Annotated in this window: 27 protein-coding genes and 3 tRNA genes; 11 read left to right on the top strand and 19 right to left on the bottom strand. The window is 47.9% G+C overall.

The genetic code is table 11. The annotated features are described in order from the left end of the window. The first annotated feature begins 16 nt into the window (after positions 1–16). The 6 genes from sufB to ANT_RS08985 are packed head-to-tail and all read left to right on the top strand — an operon-like array spanning position 17 to position 5,141. Entirely contained in the window at positions 17–1,429 is a 1,413-nt protein-coding gene (gene sufB, locus ANT_RS09010) for a Fe-S cluster assembly protein SufB (protein ID WP_013560201.1), read from the top strand. 13 nt (positions 1,430–1,442) lie between these two features. Beyond that, entirely contained in the window at positions 1,443–2,816 is a 1,374-nt protein-coding gene (gene sufD / locus ANT_RS09005; RefSeq protein ID WP_013560200.1) for a Fe-S cluster assembly protein SufD, read from the top strand. 48 nt (positions 2,817–2,864) lie between these two features. Next, complete coding sequence (locus ANT_RS09000) at positions 2,865–3,164, top strand: hypothetical protein (RefSeq protein ID WP_013560199.1); 300 nt, start codon at positions 2,865–2,867, stop codon at positions 3,162–3,164. Positions 3,165–3,167: 3 nt separating this feature from the next. Continuing rightward, a complete protein-coding gene (locus ANT_RS08995; RefSeq protein WP_013560198.1) occupies positions 3,168–4,391 on the top strand; it encodes an aminotransferase class V-fold PLP-dependent enzyme in 1,224 nt (407 codons plus the stop codon). Positions 4,392–4,398: 7 nt separating this feature from the next. Continuing rightward, on the top strand, positions 4,399–4,806 hold the full coding sequence (sufU, locus tag ANT_RS08990; protein WP_013560197.1) for a Fe-S cluster assembly sulfur transfer protein SufU: 408 nt from the start codon (positions 4,399–4,401) through the stop codon (positions 4,804–4,806). Next, on the top strand, positions 4,803–5,141 hold the full coding sequence (locus ANT_RS08985; protein ID WP_013560196.1) for a non-heme iron oxygenase ferredoxin subunit: 339 nt from the start codon (positions 4,803–4,805) through the stop codon (positions 5,139–5,141). The genes sufU and ANT_RS08985 overlap by 4 nt, the downstream gene beginning before the upstream one ends. 48 nt (positions 5,142–5,189) lie before the next feature. Here the strand turns inward: ANT_RS08985 and ANT_RS08980 are convergent, their stop codons facing one another. The 19 genes from ANT_RS08980 to ANT_RS08890 form a co-directional block, all read right to left on the bottom strand. Beyond that, positions 5,190–5,864 carry a PIG-L deacetylase family protein gene (locus tag ANT_RS08980; RefSeq protein WP_013560195.1) on the bottom strand — a complete coding sequence of 225 codons (675 nt, stop codon included), beginning with the start codon at positions 5,862–5,864 and terminating at the stop codon, positions 5,190–5,192. Positions 5,865–5,867: 3 nt separating this feature from the next. After that, complete coding sequence (locus ANT_RS08975; RefSeq protein WP_013560194.1) at positions 5,868–6,668, bottom strand: class I SAM-dependent methyltransferase; 801 nt, start codon at positions 6,666–6,668, stop codon at positions 5,868–5,870. 58 nt (positions 6,669–6,726) lie between these two features. Further along, a complete protein-coding gene (hypE, locus tag ANT_RS08970) occupies positions 6,727–7,818 on the bottom strand; it encodes a hydrogenase expression/formation protein HypE (protein WP_041454866.1) in 1,092 nt (363 codons plus the stop codon). Then, on the bottom strand, positions 7,815–8,912 hold the full coding sequence (gene hypD / locus ANT_RS08965; protein WP_013560192.1) for a hydrogenase formation protein HypD: 1,098 nt from the start codon (positions 8,910–8,912) through the stop codon (positions 7,815–7,817). The genes hypE and hypD overlap by 4 nt, the downstream gene beginning before the upstream one ends. Beyond that, positions 8,909–9,154: a HypC/HybG/HupF family hydrogenase formation chaperone gene (locus ANT_RS08960; RefSeq protein ID WP_013560191.1), complete on the bottom strand. Its 246-nt coding sequence runs from the start codon at positions 9,152–9,154 to the stop codon at positions 8,909–8,911. Before ANT_RS08960 ends, hypD begins: the two co-directional genes overlap by 4 nt. Positions 9,155–9,171: 17 nt before the next feature. Then, on the bottom strand, positions 9,172–11,469 hold the full coding sequence (hypF, locus tag ANT_RS08955) for a carbamoyltransferase HypF (RefSeq protein ID WP_013560190.1): 2,298 nt from the start codon (positions 11,467–11,469) through the stop codon (positions 9,172–9,174). Then, positions 11,466–12,131, bottom strand: a complete 666-nt coding sequence (gene hypB / locus ANT_RS08950; protein WP_013560189.1) for a hydrogenase nickel incorporation protein HypB — start codon at positions 12,129–12,131, stop codon at positions 11,466–11,468. Before hypB ends, hypF begins: the two co-directional genes overlap by 4 nt. Further along, positions 12,106–12,489 (bottom strand): hydrogenase maturation nickel metallochaperone HypA, encoded by a 384-nt coding sequence (hypA, locus tag ANT_RS18130; protein ID WP_013560188.1) that lies wholly within the window; start codon positions 12,487–12,489, stop codon positions 12,106–12,108. The genes hypB and hypA overlap by 26 nt, the downstream gene beginning before the upstream one ends. Before the next feature lie 19 nt (positions 12,490–12,508). Beyond that, positions 12,509–13,024 carry a Crp/Fnr family transcriptional regulator gene (locus ANT_RS16350; RefSeq protein WP_013560187.1) on the bottom strand — a complete coding sequence of 172 codons (516 nt, stop codon included), beginning with the start codon at positions 13,022–13,024 and terminating at the stop codon, positions 12,509–12,511. A gap of 125 nt (positions 13,025–13,149) precedes the next feature. Then, entirely contained in the window at positions 13,150–14,796 is a 1,647-nt protein-coding gene (gene nuoF / locus ANT_RS08935) for an NADH-quinone oxidoreductase subunit NuoF (protein ID WP_013560186.1), read from the bottom strand. A 10-nt stretch (positions 14,797–14,806) separates the two neighbouring features. Next, on the bottom strand, positions 14,807–15,286 hold the full coding sequence (nuoE, locus tag ANT_RS08930; RefSeq protein ID WP_013560185.1) for an NADH-quinone oxidoreductase subunit NuoE: 480 nt from the start codon (positions 15,284–15,286) through the stop codon (positions 14,807–14,809). Between the two features lie 84 nt (positions 15,287–15,370). Further along, complete coding sequence (gene nuoF / locus ANT_RS08925) at positions 15,371–17,155, bottom strand: NADH-quinone oxidoreductase subunit NuoF (RefSeq protein WP_013560184.1); 1,785 nt, start codon at positions 17,153–17,155, stop codon at positions 15,371–15,373. Between the two features lie 48 nt (positions 17,156–17,203). After that, positions 17,204–17,572 carry a (2Fe-2S) ferredoxin domain-containing protein gene (locus ANT_RS08920; RefSeq protein ID WP_013560183.1) on the bottom strand — a complete coding sequence of 123 codons (369 nt, stop codon included), beginning with the start codon at positions 17,570–17,572 and terminating at the stop codon, positions 17,204–17,206. Between the two features lie 16 nt (positions 17,573–17,588). Then, positions 17,589–18,149, bottom strand: coding sequence for an ATP-binding protein (locus ANT_RS08915; RefSeq protein ID WP_013560182.1), 561 nt, complete (start codon positions 18,147–18,149; stop codon positions 17,589–17,591). Further along, on the bottom strand, positions 18,146–18,664 hold the full coding sequence (locus ANT_RS08910; protein ID WP_049784868.1) for an NADH-quinone oxidoreductase subunit NuoE family protein: 519 nt from the start codon (positions 18,662–18,664) through the stop codon (positions 18,146–18,148). Before ANT_RS08910 ends, ANT_RS08915 begins: the two co-directional genes overlap by 4 nt. Positions 18,665–18,825: 161 nt before the next feature. After that, positions 18,826–19,572, bottom strand: a complete 747-nt coding sequence (locus ANT_RS08905; RefSeq protein WP_013560180.1) for a PHP domain-containing protein — start codon at positions 19,570–19,572, stop codon at positions 18,826–18,828. A gap of 9 nt (positions 19,573–19,581) precedes the next feature. Continuing rightward, complete coding sequence (locus ANT_RS08900) at positions 19,582–19,944, bottom strand: DRTGG domain-containing protein (protein ID WP_013560179.1); 363 nt, start codon at positions 19,942–19,944, stop codon at positions 19,582–19,584. After that, positions 19,941–20,939: a CBS domain-containing protein gene (locus ANT_RS08895; protein WP_013560178.1), complete on the bottom strand. Its 999-nt coding sequence runs from the start codon at positions 20,937–20,939 to the stop codon at positions 19,941–19,943. The genes ANT_RS08900 and ANT_RS08895 overlap by 4 nt, the downstream gene beginning before the upstream one ends. Positions 20,940–20,947: 8 nt before the next feature. Next, the gene (locus ANT_RS08890) at positions 20,948–21,325 is read right to left on the bottom strand and encodes a DRTGG domain-containing protein (RefSeq protein ID WP_041455493.1); all 378 of its coding nucleotides are present in this window, start codon (positions 21,323–21,325) and stop codon (positions 20,948–20,950) included. A 105-nt stretch (positions 21,326–21,430) separates the two neighbouring features. Between ANT_RS08890 and hisS the strand changes: the two genes are divergently transcribed. The 5 genes from hisS (at position 21,431) to ANT_RS08865 (ending at position 24,077) form a co-directional block, all read left to right on the top strand. Then, the gene (gene hisS / locus ANT_RS08885) at positions 21,431–22,711 is read left to right on the top strand and encodes a histidine--tRNA ligase (protein ID WP_013560176.1); all 1,281 of its coding nucleotides are present in this window, start codon (positions 21,431–21,433) and stop codon (positions 22,709–22,711) included. Between the two features lie 24 nt (positions 22,712–22,735). Further along, a tRNA-His gene (locus ANT_RS08880) sits at positions 22,736–22,810 on the top strand. Positions 22,811–22,838: 28 nt separating this feature from the next. Then, complete coding sequence (locus ANT_RS08875; RefSeq protein ID WP_081460228.1) at positions 22,839–23,870, top strand: glycosyltransferase family 2 protein; 1,032 nt, start codon at positions 22,839–22,841, stop codon at positions 23,868–23,870. Between the two features lie 37 nt (positions 23,871–23,907). Continuing rightward, positions 23,908–23,979: transfer RNA gene (locus tag ANT_RS08870), tRNA-Met, on the top strand. Positions 23,980–24,006: 27 nt separating this feature from the next. Further along, positions 24,007–24,077: transfer RNA gene (locus ANT_RS08865), tRNA-Gln, on the top strand. Positions 24,078–24,093: the final 16 nt, after the last annotated feature.

Here is a 24,093-nt window from a genome sequence, read left to right as displayed (position 1 = left end):
GTATCAGGAGGTTGATATGGCTAACTCCCCGCAGAATGAGTTTTTAGAGGCTCTGGATCAATATCGGTATGGCTTTAGCGATCCTGAGACTTATGTGTTTAAGAGCCGTAAAGGGCTGGATCGCGAGGTGGTAGAGCAGATCTCCCGCATGAAGGGGGAACCTCAATGGATGCTGGAGTTTCGTCTTAAAGCCCTGGATCATTTCCTGAAACGTCCCATGCCAACTTGGGGGGCGGACTTAAGCGACCTGGATTTGAATGATATTTATTACTATGTCAAACCGACGGACAAAGAAGGGCGTTCATGGGATGATGTTCCTGCCACTATCAAGGAAACTTTTACCCGTTTGGGTATTCCGGAGGCGGAGCAGAAATTTCTTGCTGGCGTGGGCGCTCAGTATGAGTCCGAGATGGTGTACCACAGTATTCAGGAACACCTGGAAAAACAAGGGGTGATTTTCCTCAGTATTGAAGATGGTTTGCGAAAACATCCTGATTTGTTCCGCGAGTATTTTGGCACGGTAGTTCCTATTGAGGACAATAAGTTTGCCGCTCTGAACAGCGCGGTATGGTCTGGTGGTTCATTCGTGTATGTTCCTAAAGGCGTAAAGGTAGATTTGCCACTTCAGGCCTATTTCCGTCTAAATGTTGCGAATATCGGTCAGTTTGAACGCACCTTGATCATTGCCGATGAAGGCGCTCAGGTTCACTACGTGGAAGGATGTACTGCTCCTCAATACACTACCGACTCATTCCACAGCGGGGTGATTGAGATTGTGGTGAAACGGGGTGCGCGTGTTCGCTATACAACCATTCAGAACTGGTCGAATAATGTCTATAATCTGGTCACCCAACGCGCTGTGGTATATGGCGATGGTGTGATGGAATGGGTGGATGCCAACCTTGGTTCCAAGGTAACCATGAAGTATCCCTCCTGCTACTTGATGGAACCTGGGGCCCGAGGGGAAATTCTCTCCATTGCCTTTGCGGGCAAAGGACAGCATCAAGATGCCGGGGGAAAGGTCATCCACTTTGCTCCTCATACCAGTAGCAAAATCACTTCAAAGTCCATCAGCAAGAGTGGTGGCCGAACTTCTTATCGTGGCTTGCTGAAGGTTTACAAAGGTGCTGAAGGTGTCCGTTCCAATGTCGTCTGTGATGCTCTCCTTCTGGATGATAAATCCCGTTCGGATACCTATCCTTACATTGAGATCGATGAAGAAGATGTCACTATTGGACACGAAGCCTCGGTCTCCAAAGTTGGGGAAGAGCAACTTTTCTACCTCATGAGCCGTGGTTTAAGCGAAGAAGAAGCCACCACAATGGTCGTTTCGGGATTCATTGAGCCTCTGGTCAAGGAACTCCCCATGGAATATGCCGTAGAGATGAACCGGCTGATTCAGTTGCAAATGGAAGGCTCAATCGGTTAAGGGAGGAAAAGTCATGGCAATACAGGAAACACCGCGAATTGTTACCCGCACCCGGCGGGCGGATATTTCAAAACCTAAAGAATTTAAGTTTGACCAGAATCTGGTAGATTTCAATCTGCCACACCCGGATTTGATTGCTTACCGCAAAGAAGCCTGGCAAAACTTTCAAACCTTCCCCATGCCCTCTGTTCAGGAAGAGGCGTGGCGGAGGACGGATATTCGAGGGTTGAAGGCGGATTTATTCCGATTACCCCGCGAGCAGGAATATAAAGATCTTACCCCTCCTCCTGATGAACTACTCCAGCCTCTTGCCGATGGTGAGCATGGGGGAGAAATTGTGCTGCTTCCGGGAAAGGCTCAAGTCCAACTGGATGAGGAATTAAAGAAACAAGGTGTTATTTTCACCGATTATCAGAGCGCTTTGCGGGAGTATCCTTCTCTGGTAACAAAAATTCTTGGGAAAGCCGTCCGCACTTCTGATGGAAAGTTTGCCGCTTTAGCCGGTGCGCTGGCACACACAGGGGTGTTCTTATACGTTCCCCGCAACGTTCACCTTAAAACTCCTTTGCATAGTCTGTTATGGGGTCCTGGTACAGGATTGGCATACATTTCCCATTTCCTCGTGTACCTTGAAGAGGGGGCTTCGGCAACTTATGTGCACGAGTTTGCCTCTCCCACAGAAATGGAGCAAGCCCTTCACGCCGGAATTGTGGAACTGTATGTGGGCAATGGGGCTCAATTGACCTTTGTAGAATTACAGAGTTGGGGTGAGCATGTTTGGAATTTCACCCATGAGCGTGCACTGGTAGACCGGGATGGTCATCTGGACTGGATTTTTGGCGCTATCGGTAGTCACTTAACGAAAAACTTCTCAGAAATTGATCTGGTGGGTGAAGGCAGCACGGGAAAGATGTCTGGCTTCTATTTCACCGACCACGATCAGCATCTCGACCATGATACACAGCAAAACCACCTTGCGCCTCATACCACCAGCGATTTGCTCTTCAAAGGGGCATTGATTCAGGAATCTCGTTCTGTCTGGCAGGGCATGATTTACGTTGCTCCAGGTGCGCAGAAGACGGATGGCTATCAGGCTAACCGTAATTTGGTGCTTAGCCCCAAAGCCCGCGCAGATTCCATTCCAGGGCTGGAAATTCTGGCAGATGATGTTCGCTGTACGCACGGGGCAACGGTTGGAAAAATCGATGAAGAGCAGATTTTCTATTTGATGGCTCGGGGAATTTCTCGCCCGCTTGCTGAACGGCTGATTGTAGAAGGCTTCTTCGACCCAATTATGCAACGCATCCCGTTTGAGGGAGTGCGCCAGCGCTTCCAGCGCACTATTGCTGAGAAAATGCGCGTCTTTGATGAGCAAATGGGGCGATAATATTGTATAATTGTCTGGCTTAATAACTTTGCCAGGAGCAAGTGGACTATGGCACAGTTCTCATACATGAAACCGCCTGAGACCAGTAAAACATACGAGGTCGGGGACGTGGTTGAAGTTTATTGCGACCATGAAAAAGGTGGCCAGCGCACGCGTGGCTGGCTGAAGGGCATCGTTGTTCAGGTTGATGCCAAAATGGTGGCTATTCAATTTCGTTCCAATGTTTTCCTGACAGATGGCTGGATGGTCCCCGACCACATTCTCTGGTATCCGGTGAATTCACCTCATGTGCGTTTTCCTGGAGAAAAGAAGGGCTCTGGACGCTCAGACTATACAAAGGATTTCTAGTTTATGCCTCTCGTTGAAGAAATTCGGAGACAGTTTCCCATTCTTCATCGGCAAGTGCGGAAGGGTGTGCCGCTGGTCTATCTGGACTCAGCGGCAACCTCCCAAAAGCCGCTGCAGGTCATTGAGACCATGCAGCGGTTTTACCAGTTAATGAATGCCAATATTCATCGGGGCGTTCACACCTTAGCCGAAGAGGCTACTGCGGCGTATGAAAAGGCTCGTGACAAAGTGGCTTCTTTTATCGGCGCAACTTCTTCAAATGAAGTTATTTATACCCGGAATACCACAGAAGCCATTAATCTGGTAGCCAATTCCTGGGGAAGAAAGTTCTTGCATCCCGGGGACGTGATCATCCTGACCGAAATGGAACATCATTCCAATCTGGTGCCCTGGCAAATGCTGGCCTCAGAAAAGGGCTTACGGTTGGAGTTTATCCCGGTTCGGGAAGATTTCCTGCTGGATCTGGATGCATATCGGCAATTGCTGGATTTGCGCCCCAAGTTGGTGGCATTTACCCATATGTCAAATGTCTTGGGAACGATTAATCCAGCAAAGGAAATCATTCGTCTTGCCCATGAGGTGGGGGCGTTAACCCTTGTGGATGGCGCTCAGTCGGTTCCTCATTTTCCGGTCAATGTGCAGGATTTGGATGCAGACTTTGTAGCCTTTTCTGCCCATAAAATGTGCGGTCCCACAGGGATTGGCATTTTATATGGAAAGCAGGAAATTCTGGATAAAATGCCACCTTTCTTAGGTGGCGGCGATATGATTAAGAAGGTGTATCTTCGTGACTTTGTGCCGAATTCCTTGCCTCACAAATTTGAAGCCGGCACCCCCGCTATAGCGGAAGCCATAGGTTTAGGGGCGGCAGTGGATTTCCTTCAGGAAGTGGGTATGGACTGGATTCATACGCATGAGCAGGAAATTACTGCTTATGCTTTGGAACGATTGTCCGAAGTGCCCGGATTGAAATTTTTTGGTCCCGAAGTCCGCTACAAAGGCGGGGTTATCTCTTTTACAATGCAGGGGGTGCATCCTCACGATGTAGCCCAAATTTTGGACCGTGAGGGTATTGCTGTGCGTGCAGGACATCATTGTGCTATGCCTCTGCATGATAAATTCCACATCCCAGCGACGACTCGTGCCAGTTTTTATTTGTACTCTTCGAAAGAAGAGGTAGATAAACTGGTTGCAGGGTTGGAAAAAGTGCTTTCACTATTTGGATGAGCCGTATATGGATGATTTATACCGTGAAGTGATCATTGAGCGGTACAAAAACCCCCTCTACAAAGGGGAACTTGAACCCTGTGATATCCGCTTTGAAGACGAAAACCCTCTCTGTGGTGACCATATCCGCATTGACCTGCGCGTGGATGACCAGAACCGGGTTACCGAAGCCGCGTTCAGCGGGCATGGTTGTGCCATTTCTCAGGCATCGGCAGATTTGCTTCTTGAGTCTATCATTGGGAAAAATCTGGATGAGGTGAAGGCTCTGACAAAAGAGGATGTGCTCGATCTTCTTGGCATTGAGTTAGGTCCGGTGCGTTTGAAATGTGCTTTACTGTCTCTAAAAGTTTTGAAAGCCGGTGTTTATGGCTTGGGTGAAAACACGGATGGACTGGTTGGGGAGGAATTTGAATGATGAAAGAAGAGCCCAATGTAGAATTCCTTCAAATTGTTGAACAATCCGAACTTCCGCCCGGTGAGCGCTTGTTTGTTGAAGTAGAAGGTGTTCCAATTGTGCTTTTCAATGTGGGGGGCGAATTTTACGCCATTGGGGATGTGTGCACTCACGACGATGGACCCCTTGGGGAGGGGGAACTGGACGGCTACTGCATTCGATGCCCTCGTCACGGTGCTAAATTCGATATTCGGAATGGAAAAGCGCTTACCCTTCCAGCAGTTGAGGATACTTTGTCCTTTCCCGTGCGGGTGGTCAATGGTTGGATTGAATTGGGGTTTCCTCGAAAATCGTAATTCTACACTGGAGAACAAAAAAGCGGCTTGTTCAGCCGCTTTCATGTTTTAACTCTCACATGCAGTGAGCATTTCTCTACAACCAAAGGCTCCCACAATCCTCAGAATATCAAATCCCTCTGCGTATTGCCTTTCGCAAATGGCTCCATTACGAATCAGGGTAGATCGGGTGATTTCAGGGTTGAAATAATATTTATCGGCATACGTTTTATATTCTGCTAGAGCCTGAATCTTTTTTTCGACGTCCTGCTGGCTTACTTCTACCAGAAAACTGGGGAAGAAACCATAACTGCTGCGGATGACGTCAAAACCCAGAACGGTTTTTCCACGGAATGCTCGCAGGGCTTCTTCAGTCACTGTACCGTGGTCTTGATGGATGTCGGCTTTGGTATGCACAAAAATGATATCGGGTTGGAATTTCCGGTTCCAATCCAACAGATACTCCAGAATTTCTTGCCGGTAGTGGGGAAAACGGCGAGTTTCAAAAGGCCCCAAAACCACCCATTCTTTGGGAACTCCCAGGACTTCCATGCTTCGGTAATGTTCCTCAACCAGATTTTTAAGGGCTGGATTTTTCTGGTTATCGGAAAGGGTTACACAACGGATCTCCGTGTGAGGGACGATATGCGCGATTAATGCTCCACAGCCCAACTCAATATCGTCTGGATGTGCTCCTAAGAAAAGAACTCGACGTCCGTAAAAAATCATGTCGTTATTCATCATGGTTTACTTCGTTGCAATAAATCCACCGACTACCTTTGTCATAATCAGTTTTCCATCGTGTTCAATGCGAGCCTTGGCTACCTGTTCAATCTGTTTCATGATGGCTTCAAACTCTTCTTTGGTTTGGAATAGACTATTCCACAACTTGCGATCTTCTGAGAGCGAAGCGCGAGTGTATGCCAGGAAGGGTTCAACGGATTCAAAAGTAAGCGGGTTTTCGAAGATGTATGTTTCCACTTTTGAGAATAATTTTTCGATTGCACTGTAAATTTCCGTGCTGTAACGAGAACTTCCCGGCATAGGGGGGATGGGCTTGCCGGTGGCTTCGCGAATGATGTCGTAGAAAACCTGTTTATTTGTCGGCATGGGTCCGGTCGTGAATAACCGTCCGCCGGGTTTCAGCACTCGGTGCATTTGTTCAATGGTGAAGGGGATGTTTTCGGCGTAGTAAATGGCAAAACAACAAGAGACAAGGTCGAACTGTTCGCTTTCTACCGGGAACGCCTTGTTGAAGTTTAACTCAAAAAACTTGACTTTGCGATTGGTTTTTTCTGCTGTTTGACGGGCCTGTGCCAGTAATTCTTGATTAACATCGCCGCCGAGAATGGTGGCTTCACCTCCAAGATGGTCGTAAAAAGAAAAACATTGTTTGCCGGCTCCGCACCCTACGTCCAGAATGTGCATCCCTTTCTGAAGAGGGAGGATTTCCAGCATCCATGCATCGATATCCCTTGCGCCAAACTGATTATGGATATTGATGCGAGTTTGCAGATCATTGGTTGTCTCATGATACTCAATTTTCATGCTTCTCTCCTTGATTAGACTGGAGAACAATTATACCCGACCTTCTTTCTTTCTCCCTTTAACAAATTCTGGGCAGGATTTCCCCGGATAAACTTTCAACGATGCGGGTTGAGCCAATGAGAGTGCGCATCAATACCTTTCCCGGCTGTTCGGTAATAACTTTCCCGATCACCTGGGCTTGAGAACCCAGGGGATGAGACCGCAAGGCATCTAATGCAGGTTGTGCTTCCTGTTCCGGAACGATGGCAAGAACTTTCCCTTCGTTGGCAATATAGAGAGGATCAAAACCCAGCATTTCGCACATGGAGCGCACTACGGGTTTGACCGGCAAAGCATTTTCTTCGAGCAAAATCCCCACGCGGCTTTGCAGAGCAATTTCGTTAAGGGTGGTAGCAACACCACCTCGGGTTGGGTCTCTCAGTACATGTGTGTTTGGGGCGGCTTCCAACAGGTGCCTGATCAGGTGGTTAAGGGGGGCAACATCGGACTCAATAGCGCTTTGAATTCCCAATTCCCCCCGAGCGGTCAGGATGGCCATTCCGTGGTCGCCCATGCTCCCGGACAGAATTACCACATCACCCGGCTGTGCATTTGCTCCATGGATATTCACGTTTGAAGGGAGCCATCCCAGTCCGGTAGTGTTAATGAACACACCGTCCATTTTGCCTCGCTCGACTACCTTGGTATCTCCAGCGATAAATACTACCCCTGCTTCTTCTGCAGTCTGTTGCATGGATGCAAGAATCTTTTCCAGAAGGCTAACAGGAAAGCCTTCTTCCAGGATAAATGAAGCAGTGAGGTATAGTGGTATACCGCCTGAGACAGCCACGTCATTGACTGTGCCTGCTACGGCCAAACGCCCAATATCTCCACCCGGGAAGAATAGTGGAAAGACCACGTGAGAGTCGGTTGAGACAATCAGAGTGCCTTGTTGTTCACTTAATTGGGGTAAGACAAGCGAGGCAAAGTCATTTCCAGCCAGTAATGCAGGGCTGGAAAGATATTTCTGAAAGACCTTTCGAATCAAATCGTGGGTCATTTTCCCGCCACTTCCATGACCGATAACAATTTGGTCATTATGTGGCAGTGGCAAAGGGCAGGCTAATCCTTCATACTCGGGAAGGGATTGCAGGTTGTTTGAGTCGTTCATATTTTGAGAACCCTGGAATAACGATAGAAAGCTGAACATGCCCCCTCAGCAGAAACCATGGGAGCCCCCAAGGGATGTTCTGGGGTACATTGTGTGCCAAAAGCGGAACACTGATGGGGCTTCTTCACCCCTTGCAAAATTTCTCCGGCAATACACAAGGGCGATTCGTGGGTCTGGATGTGTCCTACCTGGAATCGGTCTTCTGCGTCATATTCTCTGTACTCTGTTCGTAATCCCCAACCGCTTTGAGGAATCAATCCTATTCCCCGCCAGTTTCGATCAACAGGCATGAATACCTGTTCAATCATTCTTTGCGCAGGTTGGTTGCCTTCCCTTCGAACGGCACGAGGGTAGGCATTGTACACTTCCGCCTTTCCATTTTCCAACAATTCAACGGTTTTCAAAATTCCCAGCAAGATATCTGCCGGTTCAAAGCCTGTGACCACGATGGGAACTTGGTATTTTTCGGCTATCGGTTCATATTCCCAGTACCCCATAACACTGCACACATGTCCCGCTGCCAGAAAACCCTGGATGCGGTTTTGGGGAGAACTCAGAATGACGTGCATTGCCGGGGGAACGCGAACCTGGGAGACCAGTAAGGAAAAGTTTTTGAGGTTTTGTGCCTGTGCCTGGAGTACGGCCGCAGCATTTGCCGGGGCGGTTGTTTCAAATCCGATAGCGAAGAATACCACCTGTTTATCCGGGTTTTCCTGAGCAATTCGAACGGCATCAATGGGAGAATAGACAACGCGGACGTCTCCTCCCCTGGCTCGAACAGAAAAAAGGTCATCTGAACTTCCCGGAACACGTAACATATCGCCAAAAGAAGTAAAGATTACTCCTTTTTGACTGGCAATCATCAGGGCTTTGTCAATTTGTTCCAACGGGGTTACACAAACAGGGCATCCTGGACCATGCACCAGTTCTATTTGTGGAGGAAGCACCTGGTCAATTCCATAACGAAGAATAGCATGGGTTTGACCGCCGCAAATTTCCATTAACACCCATGGTTTGCTTACTGTGCGTTGAATTTGCTTAACAATTTTCCCAATGAGGTGATGATCCCGGAAGGGAAGGTTGATCTCGCTCATATCAATGCTTCTTCATCCAATGCTGAAATTTCGCTCAGCAGCCTTAAGGTTTCCTGGGCTTCTTCTTCGCTTAGCAGGTTAATCACAAAGCCGGCGTGTACCAGAGCATACTGACCAATTTCAGCCTCAGGTACGGACTCAAGACAGGCTTCCCGGATTACCCCTCCAAAATCGATTTTTCCCATCCTTAGCCCACCTTGCTGATAAATTTCAACAATTTTACCGGGTATCCCTAAGCACATAAACAACCTCCTGTTTCTCAGTCCCTTTTCAAGGCCTTCCAACCGGCAATTGCGGCTTGTCCCAGAGAGAGCCCTCCGTCATTCGGAGGAACCACTTTGTGGAACAAGACTTTGAATCCATTTTGTTCAAAAAGTGCTTTCGTTTTTTGAACCAGTACTCGATTTTGCCACACTCCACCAGAGCACACCACTGTATTGAGCCCGGTTTCCGTTCGAATAACCTTACTGGCTGAGAGAGCAACCGCGGTGACCCAGTTATGAAATTTCGCCGAGATAATAGAGGGTTGCATCCCGGCCTCCCAATCTTTCATGATCTCATGCCATAATTCGCCTAATTTTATCTCATTTTCTTGTAAAATAATTGGGTAAGTATCTGTCTCTCGGGTATCACATACCACTTCAAGAGCAATGGCAGCCTGGGCTTCGTAGTTGGCTTCTTGCCTTAATCCAATCAATGATGCCACTGCATCGAATAATCTTCCCATGCTTGAAGTCCATGGAGTGTTGATACGATGTTTTAGTTGCGAGTGGAGCAGAGACAGTTCATCTCCACACAATGCAGTGCATGGCGGCAGATGTTCTTCCCATGGGATTCCAGCCTGCCAGAGATGTGCCAGAGCGGTGCGTGCAGGTTTTCGAATAGCGGCATCCCCTCCGGGCAGGGGAATGTACTCTAAATGGAAACGGCGCAGATAACCACCATATCCTCCAACCAGGATCTCGCCTCCCCAAATTGCCCTATCGTCTCCCAAACCAGTACCGTCAAAGATCAATCCAATCACAGGCTTTTCTGTATTCCATTGGTGTTCCACCAAACAGGAGGCTAGATGGGCGTGATGATGCTGAATACGAATCAGCGGGAGACCTTCTTGTTCGGCACGGGCTTCTGCGTATCGTGTAGCCATATAATCCGGGTGGAGATCACAAGCCAGCACTTGCGGATGAATTCGGAAAATTTTTTGGAAATGCTCAATACCTTCAACAAATGAATTGAAGGTTTCGAGGTTTTCCATATCGCCAATGTGATGGCTGAGAAATGCGTACTGATCGCGGGTGAGACAGAAAGTGTTTTTCAATTCTGCCCCTGTGGCTAAAACGGGAGGAATTACAAAGGGGAGGGAAATGGAATCAGGAGCATATCCACGAGCCCGGCGAATGGGAATCACGCTATTCACCGAAACACTCATTACCGAATCGTCCACTCGCATGTAAATAGGGCGGTTATGCATCAGAAAGGCATCAGCGATGGGGAGAAGCCGCTCTTGGGCTTCTTTATCCTCGTAAGCAATGGGTTCTTCACTGAGGTTCCCACTGGTCATTACCAGCACCTCGGGAAAGTTTTCCTCTGGTTCGAGAAGCAAGTAATGTAATGGAGTGTACGGTAGCATCACTCCAACAGTGTTTACATCTGGGGAGACTTCAGGAACAATGGGCGCATCTACTTTCTTACGTAGCAAGACAATCGGTTTTTGCCTTGAGAGAAGCAGTGCTTTTTCTTCTTCATCGAATTCAGCAATCTTTTCTACCTTTGAGAGATCAAACACCATGACGGCAAAAGGTTTATCACTGCGTTTTTTGCGATTTCGCAAAGTTTTTACGGCAGTTTCGTTGGCTGCATCGCAGGCAAGATGAAAGCCACCCAAGCCCTTAATGGCAAGAATTGCTCCTTCTTTGAGAAGTTGACGGGCTTTTTGCAGCGCTTCTTCTTTTTCTGCTACCGGTTGTCCGTTGATTTCTAACCAGAGGTGAGGCCCGCACTCAGGGCAGGCAATGGGTTGAGCGTGAAAGCGCCGGTCCAGTGGATTGGTATATTCTCTGTGACATTCAGGGCACAACGCGAAGGAAGCCATCGTAGTGTTGGGACGATCATAAGGAATGCCCTTAATGATCGTAAAGCGAGGCCCACAATTTGTGCAGTTGATGAAAGGATACCGATACCTTCGGTTTTCTGGATCGAATAATTCCCGGAGGCAGTCCTCACAAATGCTTATATCGGGAGAAACCGGTAAAAACTGACTCTCAGTGTCTTTACTCTCCAGAATGAGAAATTCTTTCATCCCATTCGGAGAAATTTCAGATACTTCTATATGATCCAACCGGGCAAGGGGTGGAGGGTTGTTCTTTAGCGCATGCAGGAACTCTTCTACATTGGCGCGCTTGCCATAGATCTCAATCTCCACCCCACTGGAGGTGTTGCGAACCCAGCCGGTTAAAGCGTTTTTGACGGCTTCCTGATAGACAAAAGGACGAAATCCTACTCCCTGAACGATTCCTCTGACAAAAATTCTGACACAATAAAGGTCTTCAATCGTCATGATTGCATCATCTTAACTTGAGCAGCAAGCCACTTCACCCATTCTTCAATTCCCTCACCCGTTTTGCAGGAAACCGGGAAGGTGATCAAACCTGGATTGAGCATTTCCACACCCTGACGGAAATAATCCATGTTGAAGGTTACATAAGGGAGAAGGTCGGTTTTGTTGATGATCAGTACCTGGATGCCCCGATAAATTGCCGGGTATTTGTAAGGTTTATCGTCGCCCTCGGGGATGGAGGCGATCAGCACGTTTACATGGGTGCCCAGTTTGAATGCCGCTGGACAAATAAGATTGCCTACATTCTCAATAATCACCACATCCAGTTGATCCAGGGGCAGTTCTCCCAGTCCTTTGTTCACCATGACTGCATCAAGATGACAGTCTCCACCTGTGTTAATTTGAACTGCAGGCATTCCTGCTGCATTAACCCTATCTGCGTCGATAGTGACTGGTGCAGTATCTCCCTCAAGGACACCAATGCGGTAAGAAGCGCTCAGGGCTTTTATGGTCTGTAAAATAAAAGATGTTTTTCCTGCCCCTGGCGATGCCATAAGGTTGATAGAAAAGATTTTCTTCTCATCCAGTAATGTCCGATTCAATTGAGCCACCTGATCGTTGGCGCTCAAAATATTTTCAACAATGGTCACTCGATTGCTCATTTTCTTTCTCCGTAGTTGTCTCAATTGCGATACTGTCCAGATAAAATTCTTCTCCTGTTAGAACCTTGACCCGCGTGCTGAAGCAATTCGGGCAAGGGGCTAACTCCGTATGAATCTCAAATTCCTGTTCACAATTTAGGCACAATAACCGCGCTGGCACTCGCTCAAAGTGAAGTGCGGCTCCCTCGCAAAGGGTGTTTTGGCTGATAAGATCCCAGTAGAACTGAATGGAGTCGTCTACAAAGCTGGATAAGCGCCCGATGACCAGATAGATATCTGTGACACGGGTAGCCTGGTTCTTTTCGGCGTATTGAAGCGCAAGATTCAGAATGTGTTCGGTTACCGATAACTCATGCACGGTTTGATTATACCTGTAACTACTCTGAAAATTCCAGTGTATCCTCTTTATAGCGCTGAGTAGCCTGTTCTCGAATGATTTGCAAAAGGTTTATACGGCTCTGCATTAAGGTAGTTGCGGCAAGGTTGGCAATCCTTTGGGCAATCTGATAGCCAATAGCCGGATTCTCATCACAAATCTTCTGAAGGGCTTCAGTATCTATGCAGAGCAAGGTGCTTCGACGGGTGGTTTGTGCGCTTTCAAGCCTTTGCCGAATCATAGAGGTCATAGAAGACCACCCGAGAATGTCCAGCGCTTCAGCCTTCGCAATGACTACCTCACCATATCCTGGAGCGTAACAGGATAATTTGACCTCACCGTCCAGTAGAATATACAGGGTCCGATCTGTATCTCCCTCTTTGAAGAGGAATTCTTGTGGTGGTACCTCGCGAACTCGGCTTATTTGTGCCAACCGGGTAAGAATCTCCGGTGAGAATCCGTGGAACAGGGGAATCCCCTGATAAATTTCGGTTAGGTGAGTTTGACGCATATTCATTCTGAAGCGTTTTTATCATTCTTGGATAAGTTTCTGAAGTGCAGGGTGTCATTATCCCAATCGAAAATTGTCACGCAAAAAATTGAGCCCCTGTTCAGGGGCTCAGTCTCTATTGATTTGTTTTATTATGTTTCCTGCGGGGTTTTTTCTGGAAGCATGGTGCAAACTCCGGTTGGGCATACCCCTAAGCGAATATGGGCTTCTACTTCGGCTCGGAAATATTTGAGAATATCTTTGATGGGGGTAGCCGCGGTTTGCCCTAAACCACAGTTGGACAGATTCACCAGATTTTCACTCAAACTGAGCAATTCATCCAGATCCTTAAGAACGCCTTGTCCTTCTGAAATGCGTTGCAGGATCTGGTAGGCTCGATAAGTGCCAATGCGGCATGGCGTACACTTGCCGCAACTTTCCCTGCGGAAGAAATTCATCAGCACTTTCGCTAAATCCACCACGCAGGTATCTTCATCACAGATGAGCAAGGCTCCTGAACCCAGAGATACCCCGGCTTTATTATAGGATTCGAAATCCATTGGGGTGTCTTGCAGGCTGGCTGGAATCACTGATCCAGAAGAACCTCCTGTTTGAGCCAACTTAAAAGTACGTCCATTTTTCATCCCGCGCCCATAGATGGCAATAACCTCACGCAAGGTAATTCCCATGGGAACTTCAATCAGCCCTGTATTGTTGACATTCCCTAAAATCGTGTAGACTTTAGTGCCTGGACTGCTGGGGGTACCAAACTTTCTGTACCATTCTGCTCCATTTCGCAGGATAGGCGGAATGTTTGCCAGCGTCTCTACATTGTTTACCAGAGTGGGTTTTCCCCACAAGCCATGCGTTGTGGGGTAGGGTGGCCTGGCACGCGGCTCTCCTCGTTTCCCTTCAATGGACTCGATCAGTGCTGTTTCTTCACCACAAATGTAGGCACCTGCTCCAGAGTGAACATGAATTTCAAAATTGAACTCGGTGCCAAAGATATTCTTCCCCAGGAAGCCATATTCTTTCGCCTGGGCAATGGCTATGGCAAGCCGTTCCTGTGCGAGTGCGTATTCTCCGCGCACATAAATATAACCTTCGTCGGCACCCACCGCATACCCTGCAATAGCCATAGCCTCCAGAATGGCATGGGGATCGCCCTCTAAAATGACGCGATCCTTGAAGGTACCGGGTTCACTTTCGTCAGCATTACAGATAACGTATTTTTTTGTCCCTGGTGCTTTGGCAACAAACGACCATTTCAAACCGGTGGGGAAACCTGCTCCGCCACGTCCCTTAAGTCCTGACTTTTGCACCTCAGCAATGACTTCTTCCGGTTTCATTGAGGTGAGCACCTTGCCAAGTGCAGCGTACCCATCGTGCAGAATATAGTCTTCAATATTGGCGGGATCAATCACTCCAGCGCGTTCCAGTACAATCCTTTGTTCTGCGGGGAGTGTTCCCTTTCTCGCTGTCAGCCAGGCAATTCGCCCACTTAATTCCTGCGCAGAAAGTTGAAGTTCAGGAACAATTCGCCCCTTGTAAAGATGTTCTTCAACAATTTGAGGAACATTTTCAACCTTTACCGGACCGTAGAGCACAGCCTCAGGATAAACAATTACGATGGGATGTACCTCATGCCGTCCAAGGTCACCAACCATGGAGACTTGCACTTCATCCTGTAAGCCTCTATCTTCAATTTCCTTCTGAAAGCGCTGGAAAACTTCTTCTGCGCCGTACAGCATGCTTTTCGGGTCGCTGGAGATGAGAACCATTGAACGATAGATTTTCACGGCACCCTCCTTAGTTATACCGCGCCAAGATGTCAGGAATCATCTCAGGGGTTACGTTTCCATACATGTCTTCATCAATCACAATAACAGGTCCAACCCCACAAACTCCCAGGCAGGAAACAGTCACCAGACTCCACTTCTTATCGGGAGTGGTTTCGCCGGCATCAATCTTCAATTCCTGCTTCAGACGTCTCCACACTTCTCGACCACCAACAACGTGGCAGGGGGCACTTTCGCAAAATAAAATAATGTGCCGTCCCATCTCTTTGACGTTCAGCATATGATAGAACGTAGCCACTGAAAACACCTGGCTCTTGGGAATCTGAAGCAGTCGGGCAACCTCTTCTAATCCCTGAGAGGGGATGAACCCGTATTGTCTGTTAATTTCTTGCAGGATGGGAATTAGTTCCTCGCGTGTTTTGCCGTGAACTTCAACAGCATGACGCACAATTTCAAGGATGTTTTTCCCGTTGGGTTGTTCATTTGACATGTGCCTGTTCCTCCCGACGAATACATGGTGATTGGATGGAAAAAAGCACGAAGGCGCCCTTTTCGAGCGCCTTCGAGGGTTTCCTTAGTTGATGACAATCGCGTTGAAGTTGCAGACTTGCATACAAATCCCACACCGCACACAAATATCCGGGTCAATCTTGTGGGGTTGTCTTCTTTCACCTGTAATGGCATTCACAGGGCAGTTGCGCGCGCAAACGGTACAACCTGTGCAGGTTTCAGGAACGATTTCATAGGTGATCAGTGCACGGCATACCTTTGCAGGGCAGCGTTTCTCATAAATATGGGCTTCGTATTCGTGACGGAAATACTTCAATGTACTGGCAACCGGATTCGGTGCCCCCTGCCCAAGTCCACACAAGCTTGCCGTGCGAATCTGATCGCAAAGTTCTTCCAGACGTTCGATGTCGCCATCTTCGCCTTTGCCCTCGCAAATGCGGGTAAGAATCTCCAAAAGGCGACGGGTGCCAATTCGGCACGGCGTGCATTTCCCGCAGGACTCTTCCTGGGTGAATTCCATGAAGAAGCGGGCAATGTCCACCATGCAGGTTTCTTCGTCCATTACTACCATTCCACCGGAGCCCATAATCGAGCCTGCCTGGGTGAGCGACTCGTAGTCTACTGGCAGGTCTAAAAACTCTGCCGGAAGACATCCACCCATGGGTCCACCGGTTTGAATGGCTTTGAAGCCTTTGTCATCCTTGATGCCACCGCCAACATCATAGACGATTTCCCGCAGGGTGATTCCCAGAGGTACCTCAATCAAGCCGGTATGTTTCACATCCCCAGCCAGGGCAAAGGTCTTTGTTCCTTTGCTCTTCTCGGTGCCCATACTGGCAAACCAATCAGCTCCCTTGAGGATGATTTGCGGGACGTTTGCATAGGTTTCTACATTGTTGATGTTTGTGGGTTTACCCCACAAACCGGAGACAGCCGGGAATGGCGGGCGGGGACGGGGTTCGCCGCGCCGCCCTTCAATGGAAGCCATCAAGGCAGTTTCCTCACCGCATACAAAAGCACCCGCCCCTTGCCGAACTTCCAGGTCAAAAGAGAACCCGGTGCCGAGAATATTTTCGCCTAAAAAGCCAAATTCTCTGGCTTGCTTAATGGCAATATTCAGCGTTTTTACCGCTAATGGATACTCTGCCCGGCAGTAGATGTAACCCTGCCGCGCTCCAATGGCATATGCCGCAATGATCATGCCTTCAATAACCGAGTGCGGGTCAGATTCAAGCACCCGACGGTTCATGAAGGCCCCCGGATCTCCTTCATCTGCATTGCAGACGATATACTTCATGTCCGCCTGACTATTGCGGCAGAACTGCCACTTTCGTCCTGTAAGGAAACCGGCACCACCACGTCCTCTCAATCCTGAACGGGTGACTTCGTCAATCACTTGCTCCGGAGTCATATCAGAGAGCACTTTTGCCAGCGCCATGTATCCATCTTCGGCAATGTAATCCTCGATGTTGTTGGGATCAATGACGCCACAATTGCGCAAAACGACCCGCACCTCTTTGGCTTTTGGAGCTCCAAGTTCCTCATCAACAATTTTCTTTTCCTGAGCGCGGAACTTCTCGACAATCCTCCCCTTCAGGAAGTGCTCCTCTACCAGATATGGAATATCGTCGGGGCTCAAACAGGCATAATGTACCCCTTCGGGATACACGATGATATCAGGACCAAATAAAACAGGATCGCCAATTCTTGAAGTTTCCAGCACCTGAATTTCATCGATAAGACCCTGAGCGACTAACTCATCATTCAACGCATCAATAATTTGATGAGCGCCCCGTTTCACACACTCAGGATCTACCGATACGAGTACATGGGATCGGTAAAATGCCATAATAAACCACCTTCTGTTTTGTTAAGTTCTGGACGAGGCGGCAAACCTTTAGCCTTCCAGCATGAAGTCTTTGACCACCTGTCCGTTGAGAACATGCTCTTTCATGATGCGAATAGCCACATCAGGGGTAACCTTGCCATAGGTAACTTTGGGCTGATCCCCAATGACCACCTGTACAATCGGTTCATACGAATCCCAGCCAATGTTGCCGGTCTGACGTACAGTGATTCCCGAGAGATTTTCCTTCTCGATGAATTCTAGAATGGCTTTCAAGGTTTCACGGGCTCCAGCAGCGATACCAACCGTGCCCATTCCCACAATAATTTGTACTTCCCCTGATGCTGTTTTTAATTTTCGCTTCTCAAGGGCTTGTTCGCGAAGTTTCTTCAGGTCCTCAAGGCTTTTTACCCTGTCCATACATGGCTCCTCATGCTTATGAGATTTCTGAAAAGGATGCCTGGAGCGTCTTAATGCCGGATTCCAATTCATCACGTAAATAGTTCAGTACCAGAGGGTCCGACAGTGGGACGTCACCAAGTTCCTGTTTAACCAAAGTGTCATCAAATTCATACTGATTGTCGTCCACCTGGTAGACAAATTTCCAGTGGACTTCTGGACATCCTACCACCAGGGTGAAGAAGGTTTCTGCAAGGTTTCCAAGAGGCATGCGGTCAATGTGGCTTCGTTGAAAGGTAACAATGACTTCGGTACCCTTACCTGGGGTGGAATGAATCTCCAGATTACCTCCACAGGCTTCTGCCGCGGCTTTCAGCAGGGGAATGCCCAGTCCTACATTCCGGGTCGTTCGACTGGTTACAAATGGATCGACAACCTGTTGAACCATTTGGGCGTCCATGCCTTTGCCGTCGTCCTTCACCACAAGGGTGAGTAAATCAGATCGAGTATCTTCTACAACCTCAATCGTAATGTTTCGTGCATTTGCCGAAACACTGTTGTGAGCAATATCCAGTAAGTGTAAAGCCAGTTCTTTCACGACCCCTTTTGCTCGTCTTGAATCAGTCTGAGCAGTTGAGGGAACTTGTTCGGGCGAACGCGTCCCTGAATTTCTTCATCCACCACAATCACCGGGGCTTGACTGCAAGCCCCCACACAACGGCATAGTTCAAGAGTAATCTGTCCGTCGGGTGTCGTTTCCCCCGGATCAATTCCCAAGACTTGTTTGGCTTTTTCAATCAGTTGAGGGGTGCCGCCGACATAACAGGCAGTTCCCATACAAAACTTAATGGTGTGTTTACCTCGGGGGGTAGTGGTAAAGAAGGAATAAAAGGATACCACACCGTGAACGGTGCTTACCGGCACATGCAGTTTGTTGGCAATATATTGTTGCATGGGCTCGGAGATGAAGCCTATCTGGCTTTGGACTTCGTTTAAAATCACCATTAAACCGCCGGGCAAGTGCTTGTTTTGCTCTAAGATTTGATCTATGATGGCGCGTTTTTCCTCGATCGCAATGGGGTCATTTTCAGGTACGGTAATGGATTTCAGCATAAGTTGCTCCGAATGCATAAATTGGATACAAAATATATAAATATCTCTTGAAAACCTACATGAGTTTACCCTTTCAAAACAAGAGTGGTCAATTATCAAATGTCATATAAACAAATGAGAGTTGTCAATTCAGATGAAACCGGACGAATATCGGTAAAAACTTAATCAGAAATAATCTGATGTCGTTGCGGAGAAAGGCTTTGAATGGCCAGCGAAATTTCTTTCAACGAAATTTCCGGTATCCAGAGATGATTCCACCCCAGAATGTCGTCCAGAAAATGGGCATCACCGCTTTGAATGAATGGTGTGGAGCAGATTTGTGGATAAAGTTCACAAACTTTTTCCTTGGGAAGGTCTCGGGAAATTTCTACTATCTCAATGGGTGTATCCAGAGGGATCATTCCCAGTGTAGGGAGCAATCCAAAGGCTTTCCGGTTAACGTGTGCAGGAATGAAAAGTCCTCCTAAAGCCTGGACTTCTTCCCATGCCTGGTGTAAGTTTAGGCTGGTTGAAGTAAGAAGCAGTCGTTCTTCTCTGCGAAGGAAATCGCCGGTTTCATCTACAACGAACTGTTCTCCGAAAAAATCAATATTATTTTCCAAATTGGGTAAATGCTCATCAACAATTTTCTGAAAGGCTTTGGCTTGCTCCAGTTTCTCGAATAAACACAAAACGTGGACTTCCTCAGAAGTTTGTAATTCCATTCCAGGGAGAACTTTTAAGGGGGTACCTTCGGCGGCCTTCTGAACCGCTTCGATGTTGGCTGTGTGGTTGTGGTCGGTAATAGCAATAAGATGAATGTTTCGACTTAAGGCTTGTTCCACAATCAAAGGCGGAATCATTTCGATATCCGCGCAAGGGGATAAAACTGTGTGAATGTGAAACTCTGCTCTGATGAATGTACTCATGAAAAAGGTTCATTCCTCAGAGGAAACAGCGCGTAATCCCATCTCCCATAAACGCCCAGCGACCTCAAAAGAACTGGCTTTGGTGGAGAACAGAATAACTCCTTTTTCATTGGCTTTTTCAATGGTATTGGGTTCAGGTTGTGCGCCTTCGGTAATAATTACTGCAGAAAGTTCCAGCAAGGCAGCCACAGCAATGATATTCATGTGAGCCTGTAAAGTGATCCAGATACTCCGATGAGGGGCGCCAGCCATAACACAACTCAACATATCTGACGTGTACCCAGCAGTGGGACGAATTTCTTCCCAATCCACCGATTGGGTGAGAAGATCCAGGTTTAACGTCTTGGCAATCTGTCCGAGTGTCAGGTTCATCGGTTCTCCCTTTCGTTTTCTGAAGTGCTTTTTGATGATTCTTCCGGATTCATGAAAATTCTTACTCTCAGACGAGTACCTTTACCCCAGGTGGATTCCAGGCGGAATTGATCCACACATCGCCGAATATTGACTAACCCCATTCCCGCTCCAAATCCTAATTCGCGAATTTCCTCTGTGGCTGTCGAATAACCCGGTTGCATAGCGAGGTCAATATCGCGTATGCCTGGCCCATCGTCGGTCGCTTCCAGGGTGATCTGGTGAGGTTCGATTTCAACGCGGATAACGCCCCCGTTTGTTGTATGAATGATGAGATTCATTTCCGCTTCGTAAGCGGCAATTCCACAACGTCGAGCAATGTTTGGGCTTGCGCCAAGGCGGAGAAGAGCCCGCTTGATGTTACTGGATGCGGCGCCTCCATGTGTAAAATCGCGGGGTTTGATTTGGTAACGAAGAATAAGACTGGTGCGATCCGAAACAATATCTTCAAATAAGTGGCTGGCACGGTATCTGCGAATTTCCTCGGCTTGAAAGTCTTTTTGAAGCGCCTTCAGCAGTCCTACTGTAATATCGCCCTTGGTTAAGATTCCCACAACTTTCCGGTCCTGATCGATGACCGGCAACCGCCCGTGTCTTGTGGAGACAAATAATTTCAAGGCTTCTATTACCGGGTCAGCGGGGTGAATGTAAAATGGGTTGGGGGTCATATATGCAGAAATTCTGGCATCCAGGTCCTGGTTCAGGAGGCATCGGATTAAGTCTTCCATACTGAGAACCCCACAAAGGGTTGAGTCACAGGTGACTGGAGCACCAGAAATGCGTTCATTTCGAAATAACTCCAGGGCTTGGTGCATGAGCATGTCGGGATGCAAACATTTAACATCCCGGCTCATGACTTCCTCCACCTTTAACTCATATGCCAGTTCCTCTGTACGGGTGATTTGCTGGATATCCTGATCGGTCAGCGTTTTTCGGAGAGGAGGTTCGGCACTCATATCAACCGTTACCCGCAATCACATTCATCCGGATTGACAACCTGTTCAAGGCTGGACAACCCCGCTACATATAACTTGCCGCACACTTCGTACATTCCCATTGGGGTGGAAATAATGGGAATGGACTCTTCATCTGCCAGATCAATGGTTTCCTGTGGCGGTTGTTTCCCCCGTACAAAGACGATTGCAGTGATATCTGCCATCACTGCAGTCCGAATAACTTGAGGGTTACATAGGCCAGTAATCAGCACCGCATGGGGCTGGATGGTTGCCAGCACATCTGACATTAAATCTGCGGCAAACGCTCCCTTAATTTCCTTAAGAGTGGGCGTAGTTTGATTAAGGTATTTACCGTTGATTAACTCGGCAAGTTCATTCAGATTCATATGGTTCATCCACACAGAAATTTTTATTGATTTTACCCCAGAATACCCAATGGAAAATTCGGAATAATGGATTTCCATGTTAAAATCTAGAACGGGAGAGTCAAGATGAAAGCAATCGTGCCTTCTGTTAAAGGGACAAGAGATTTTTATCCGGAAATCATGGCAGTTCGAAACTGGTTGTATGCCAGAATCCGGGAGGTTTCTGAAAAGTTCGGGTATCAGGAATACGAGGGTCCTTTCCTGGAACGAGTTGACTTATATGCCGCAAAATCAGGAGAGGAACTGGTCAATGAGCAATCCTTCGTTTTTCAGGATCGCGGAGGCGATTATATTGCTCTGCGTCCTGAGCTCACTCCAACGTTAGCCCGAATGGTTGCCCAGCGTCAGAATGAACTGGTTTACCCTTTACGGTGGTGGTCTTTTGGCCCTTTCTGGCGATATGAACGTCCTCAAAAAGGGCGCACACGGGAGTTTTTCCAGTGGAACATTGATATTATTGGCTCTCAGGCGATTGAAGCCGATGCAGAACTGCTCGCGGTGGCAGTGGAATTTTTCAAGAGTGTGGGCTTGACCTCGCAACAGGTCAAATTGCTTGTGAATAATCGTCGACTGATGGATGTTCAACTGGAAAATTTGGGCATACGAGAAGGCCAGAAAAGGGATGTGTTCCGCCTCATTGACCGTAAAGAAAAATTACCTTTGCCAGAATGGCGACAATATGCATTCGATTTTGGACTTACTCAGGAACAATTATCCGGACTGGAAAGTTTGCTGGTCAATGAATCCCTTTGGGAAACTTCGGACGAACTCAAGCGCGTGTTTGAACTGTTGGAAGGAATGGGAATCCGCGAGTATGTTGAATTTGCTCCCCAAATCATTCGTGGGTTGGACTATTACACCGGCACAGTATTCGAGGCAAAAGATCTGGACGGTGGACGTTCCATCCTGGGGGGAGGGCACTACGATAATCTCGTAGCCAATGTGGGTGGAGAGCCGCTCCCTGGGGTGGGGTTTGCCATGGGAGATGTGATGATCACACTGGTATTAGAGAAGTATGGCAAATTGCCGGCGCTTGAAACTGCACCTGCGCAAGTTTTGGTGACTGTTTTTGATCTTGAACGGTTGCCGCAGTCCTTCGCTTTAGCGGCTCGCTTGCGTGAGCAGGGGTTGAAAGTAGTCTGGTATCCCGAAGCGGCAAAACTCCAAAAGCAATTGAAATTTGCTGACCGCGCCGGGATTCGCTTTGCAGTGATTTATGGACCCGATGAGATTTCTGCTGGACAGGTTGCTTTGAAGGACCTTCATCAGCGCAATCAGGAACTTGTCTCTGTGGAGAATGTCGGTGAGCGTGTACGTCAAATTCTTGCACAGAGCGAGAGGGTATGATAAAATAATGCGCGCAAAAATATGGTGCCTGTAGCTCAATGGCAGAGCGCTTGACTGTGGATCAAGAGGTTGAGGGTTCGAAACCGTCCAGGCACCCCATATTACTCGATAATATAGAGACAACCTTATGATTTATGGTAAGAAGGGGTTGTCTCGAAATTTTTTAAGTCCTGACTTGACGGGGTGGTTGCTTGTGAATTGTTCCATTGTGATCCGCGCTTTCAATGAATCAAGACACTTGCCCAGACTATTGGAAGGCATTCGACATCAAACGGTTCAAGATGTTGAAGTTATTCTGGTGGACTCGGGGTCAACCGATTCCACGGTGGCAATTGCACAATCGTACGGCGCAAAAATTTGCCATATCCCATCCAGAGAATTTACATTTGGGCGCTCATTGAATTTGGGCATTTCCGAGTCCACAAGAGAATTTATTGTTATCGCCAGTGCTCATGTTTATCCTGTTTATCCCGATTGGCTCGAACGATTGCTGGAGCCTTTTAGCGATCCTCAGGTGGGCTTGACCTATGGAAAACAACGCGGACCACAAACCGCAAAGTTCTCGGAAAAACAAATTTTCTACCAGTGGTTTCCCGAAAAGAGCAATTGGCAACAGAACACACCGTTCTGTAACAATGCAAATGCTGCTATCCGGCGTTTTCTCTGGGAAAAGCATCCTTACGACGAAACCCTTACCGGATTAGAGGATGTTGCCTGGGCAAAATGGGCAGTAAGTCAGGGGTATCGGGTAGCGTATGTCTCCGAAGCGGAAATTATTCATATCCATCAGGAAACCCCTAAAGGGGTTTATAACCGTTATCGACGGGAAGCAATGGCGTTCAAACGGATTTTCCCTGAAGCCCATTTCAGTTTGTATGATTTTTTCCGGCTGAGCATAGAGAACATTTTTTATGATACTTGGTATGCTTTGAGACAAAAAACTCCATTGGGTGACATCACTTCTATATTTTGGTTCCGTTTGATGCAGTTTTGGGGCACCTACAGAGGGTATCGTCATCCTGGCGTGGTGACACCCCAGTTAAGAGAAACATTCTATTACCCTCGCGGGATTCAGAATGTTGGTGACGAGCAACGCCAGGATGTTGACCCCATTTCTTACTCGGCAGAAAATTCTCAAAAAACAGCCCTGAAGAATTGACATTTTAAGCACTTCGTCTTAAAATACACATCGCTCTGGCGAGGTAGCTCAACGGTGGAGCAGTGGACTCATAAGCCATTGGTTGTGGGTTCGAATCCCACCCTCGCCACTCAAATACCTCGAAGAGAGGTTATATTGGGGGCTCGTCTAATGGCAGGACGACAGACTCTGGATCTGTTTGTAGAGGTTCGAATCCTTTGCCCCCAGCCTTGAAGCGCCTGAA

This window comes from Anaerolinea thermophila UNI-1, from assembly GCF_000199675.1.
Lineage (GTDB): Bacteria > Chloroflexota > Anaerolineae > Anaerolineales > Anaerolineaceae > Anaerolinea > Anaerolinea thermophila.
This window is presented reverse-complemented; position numbering and strand designations above follow the sequence as displayed.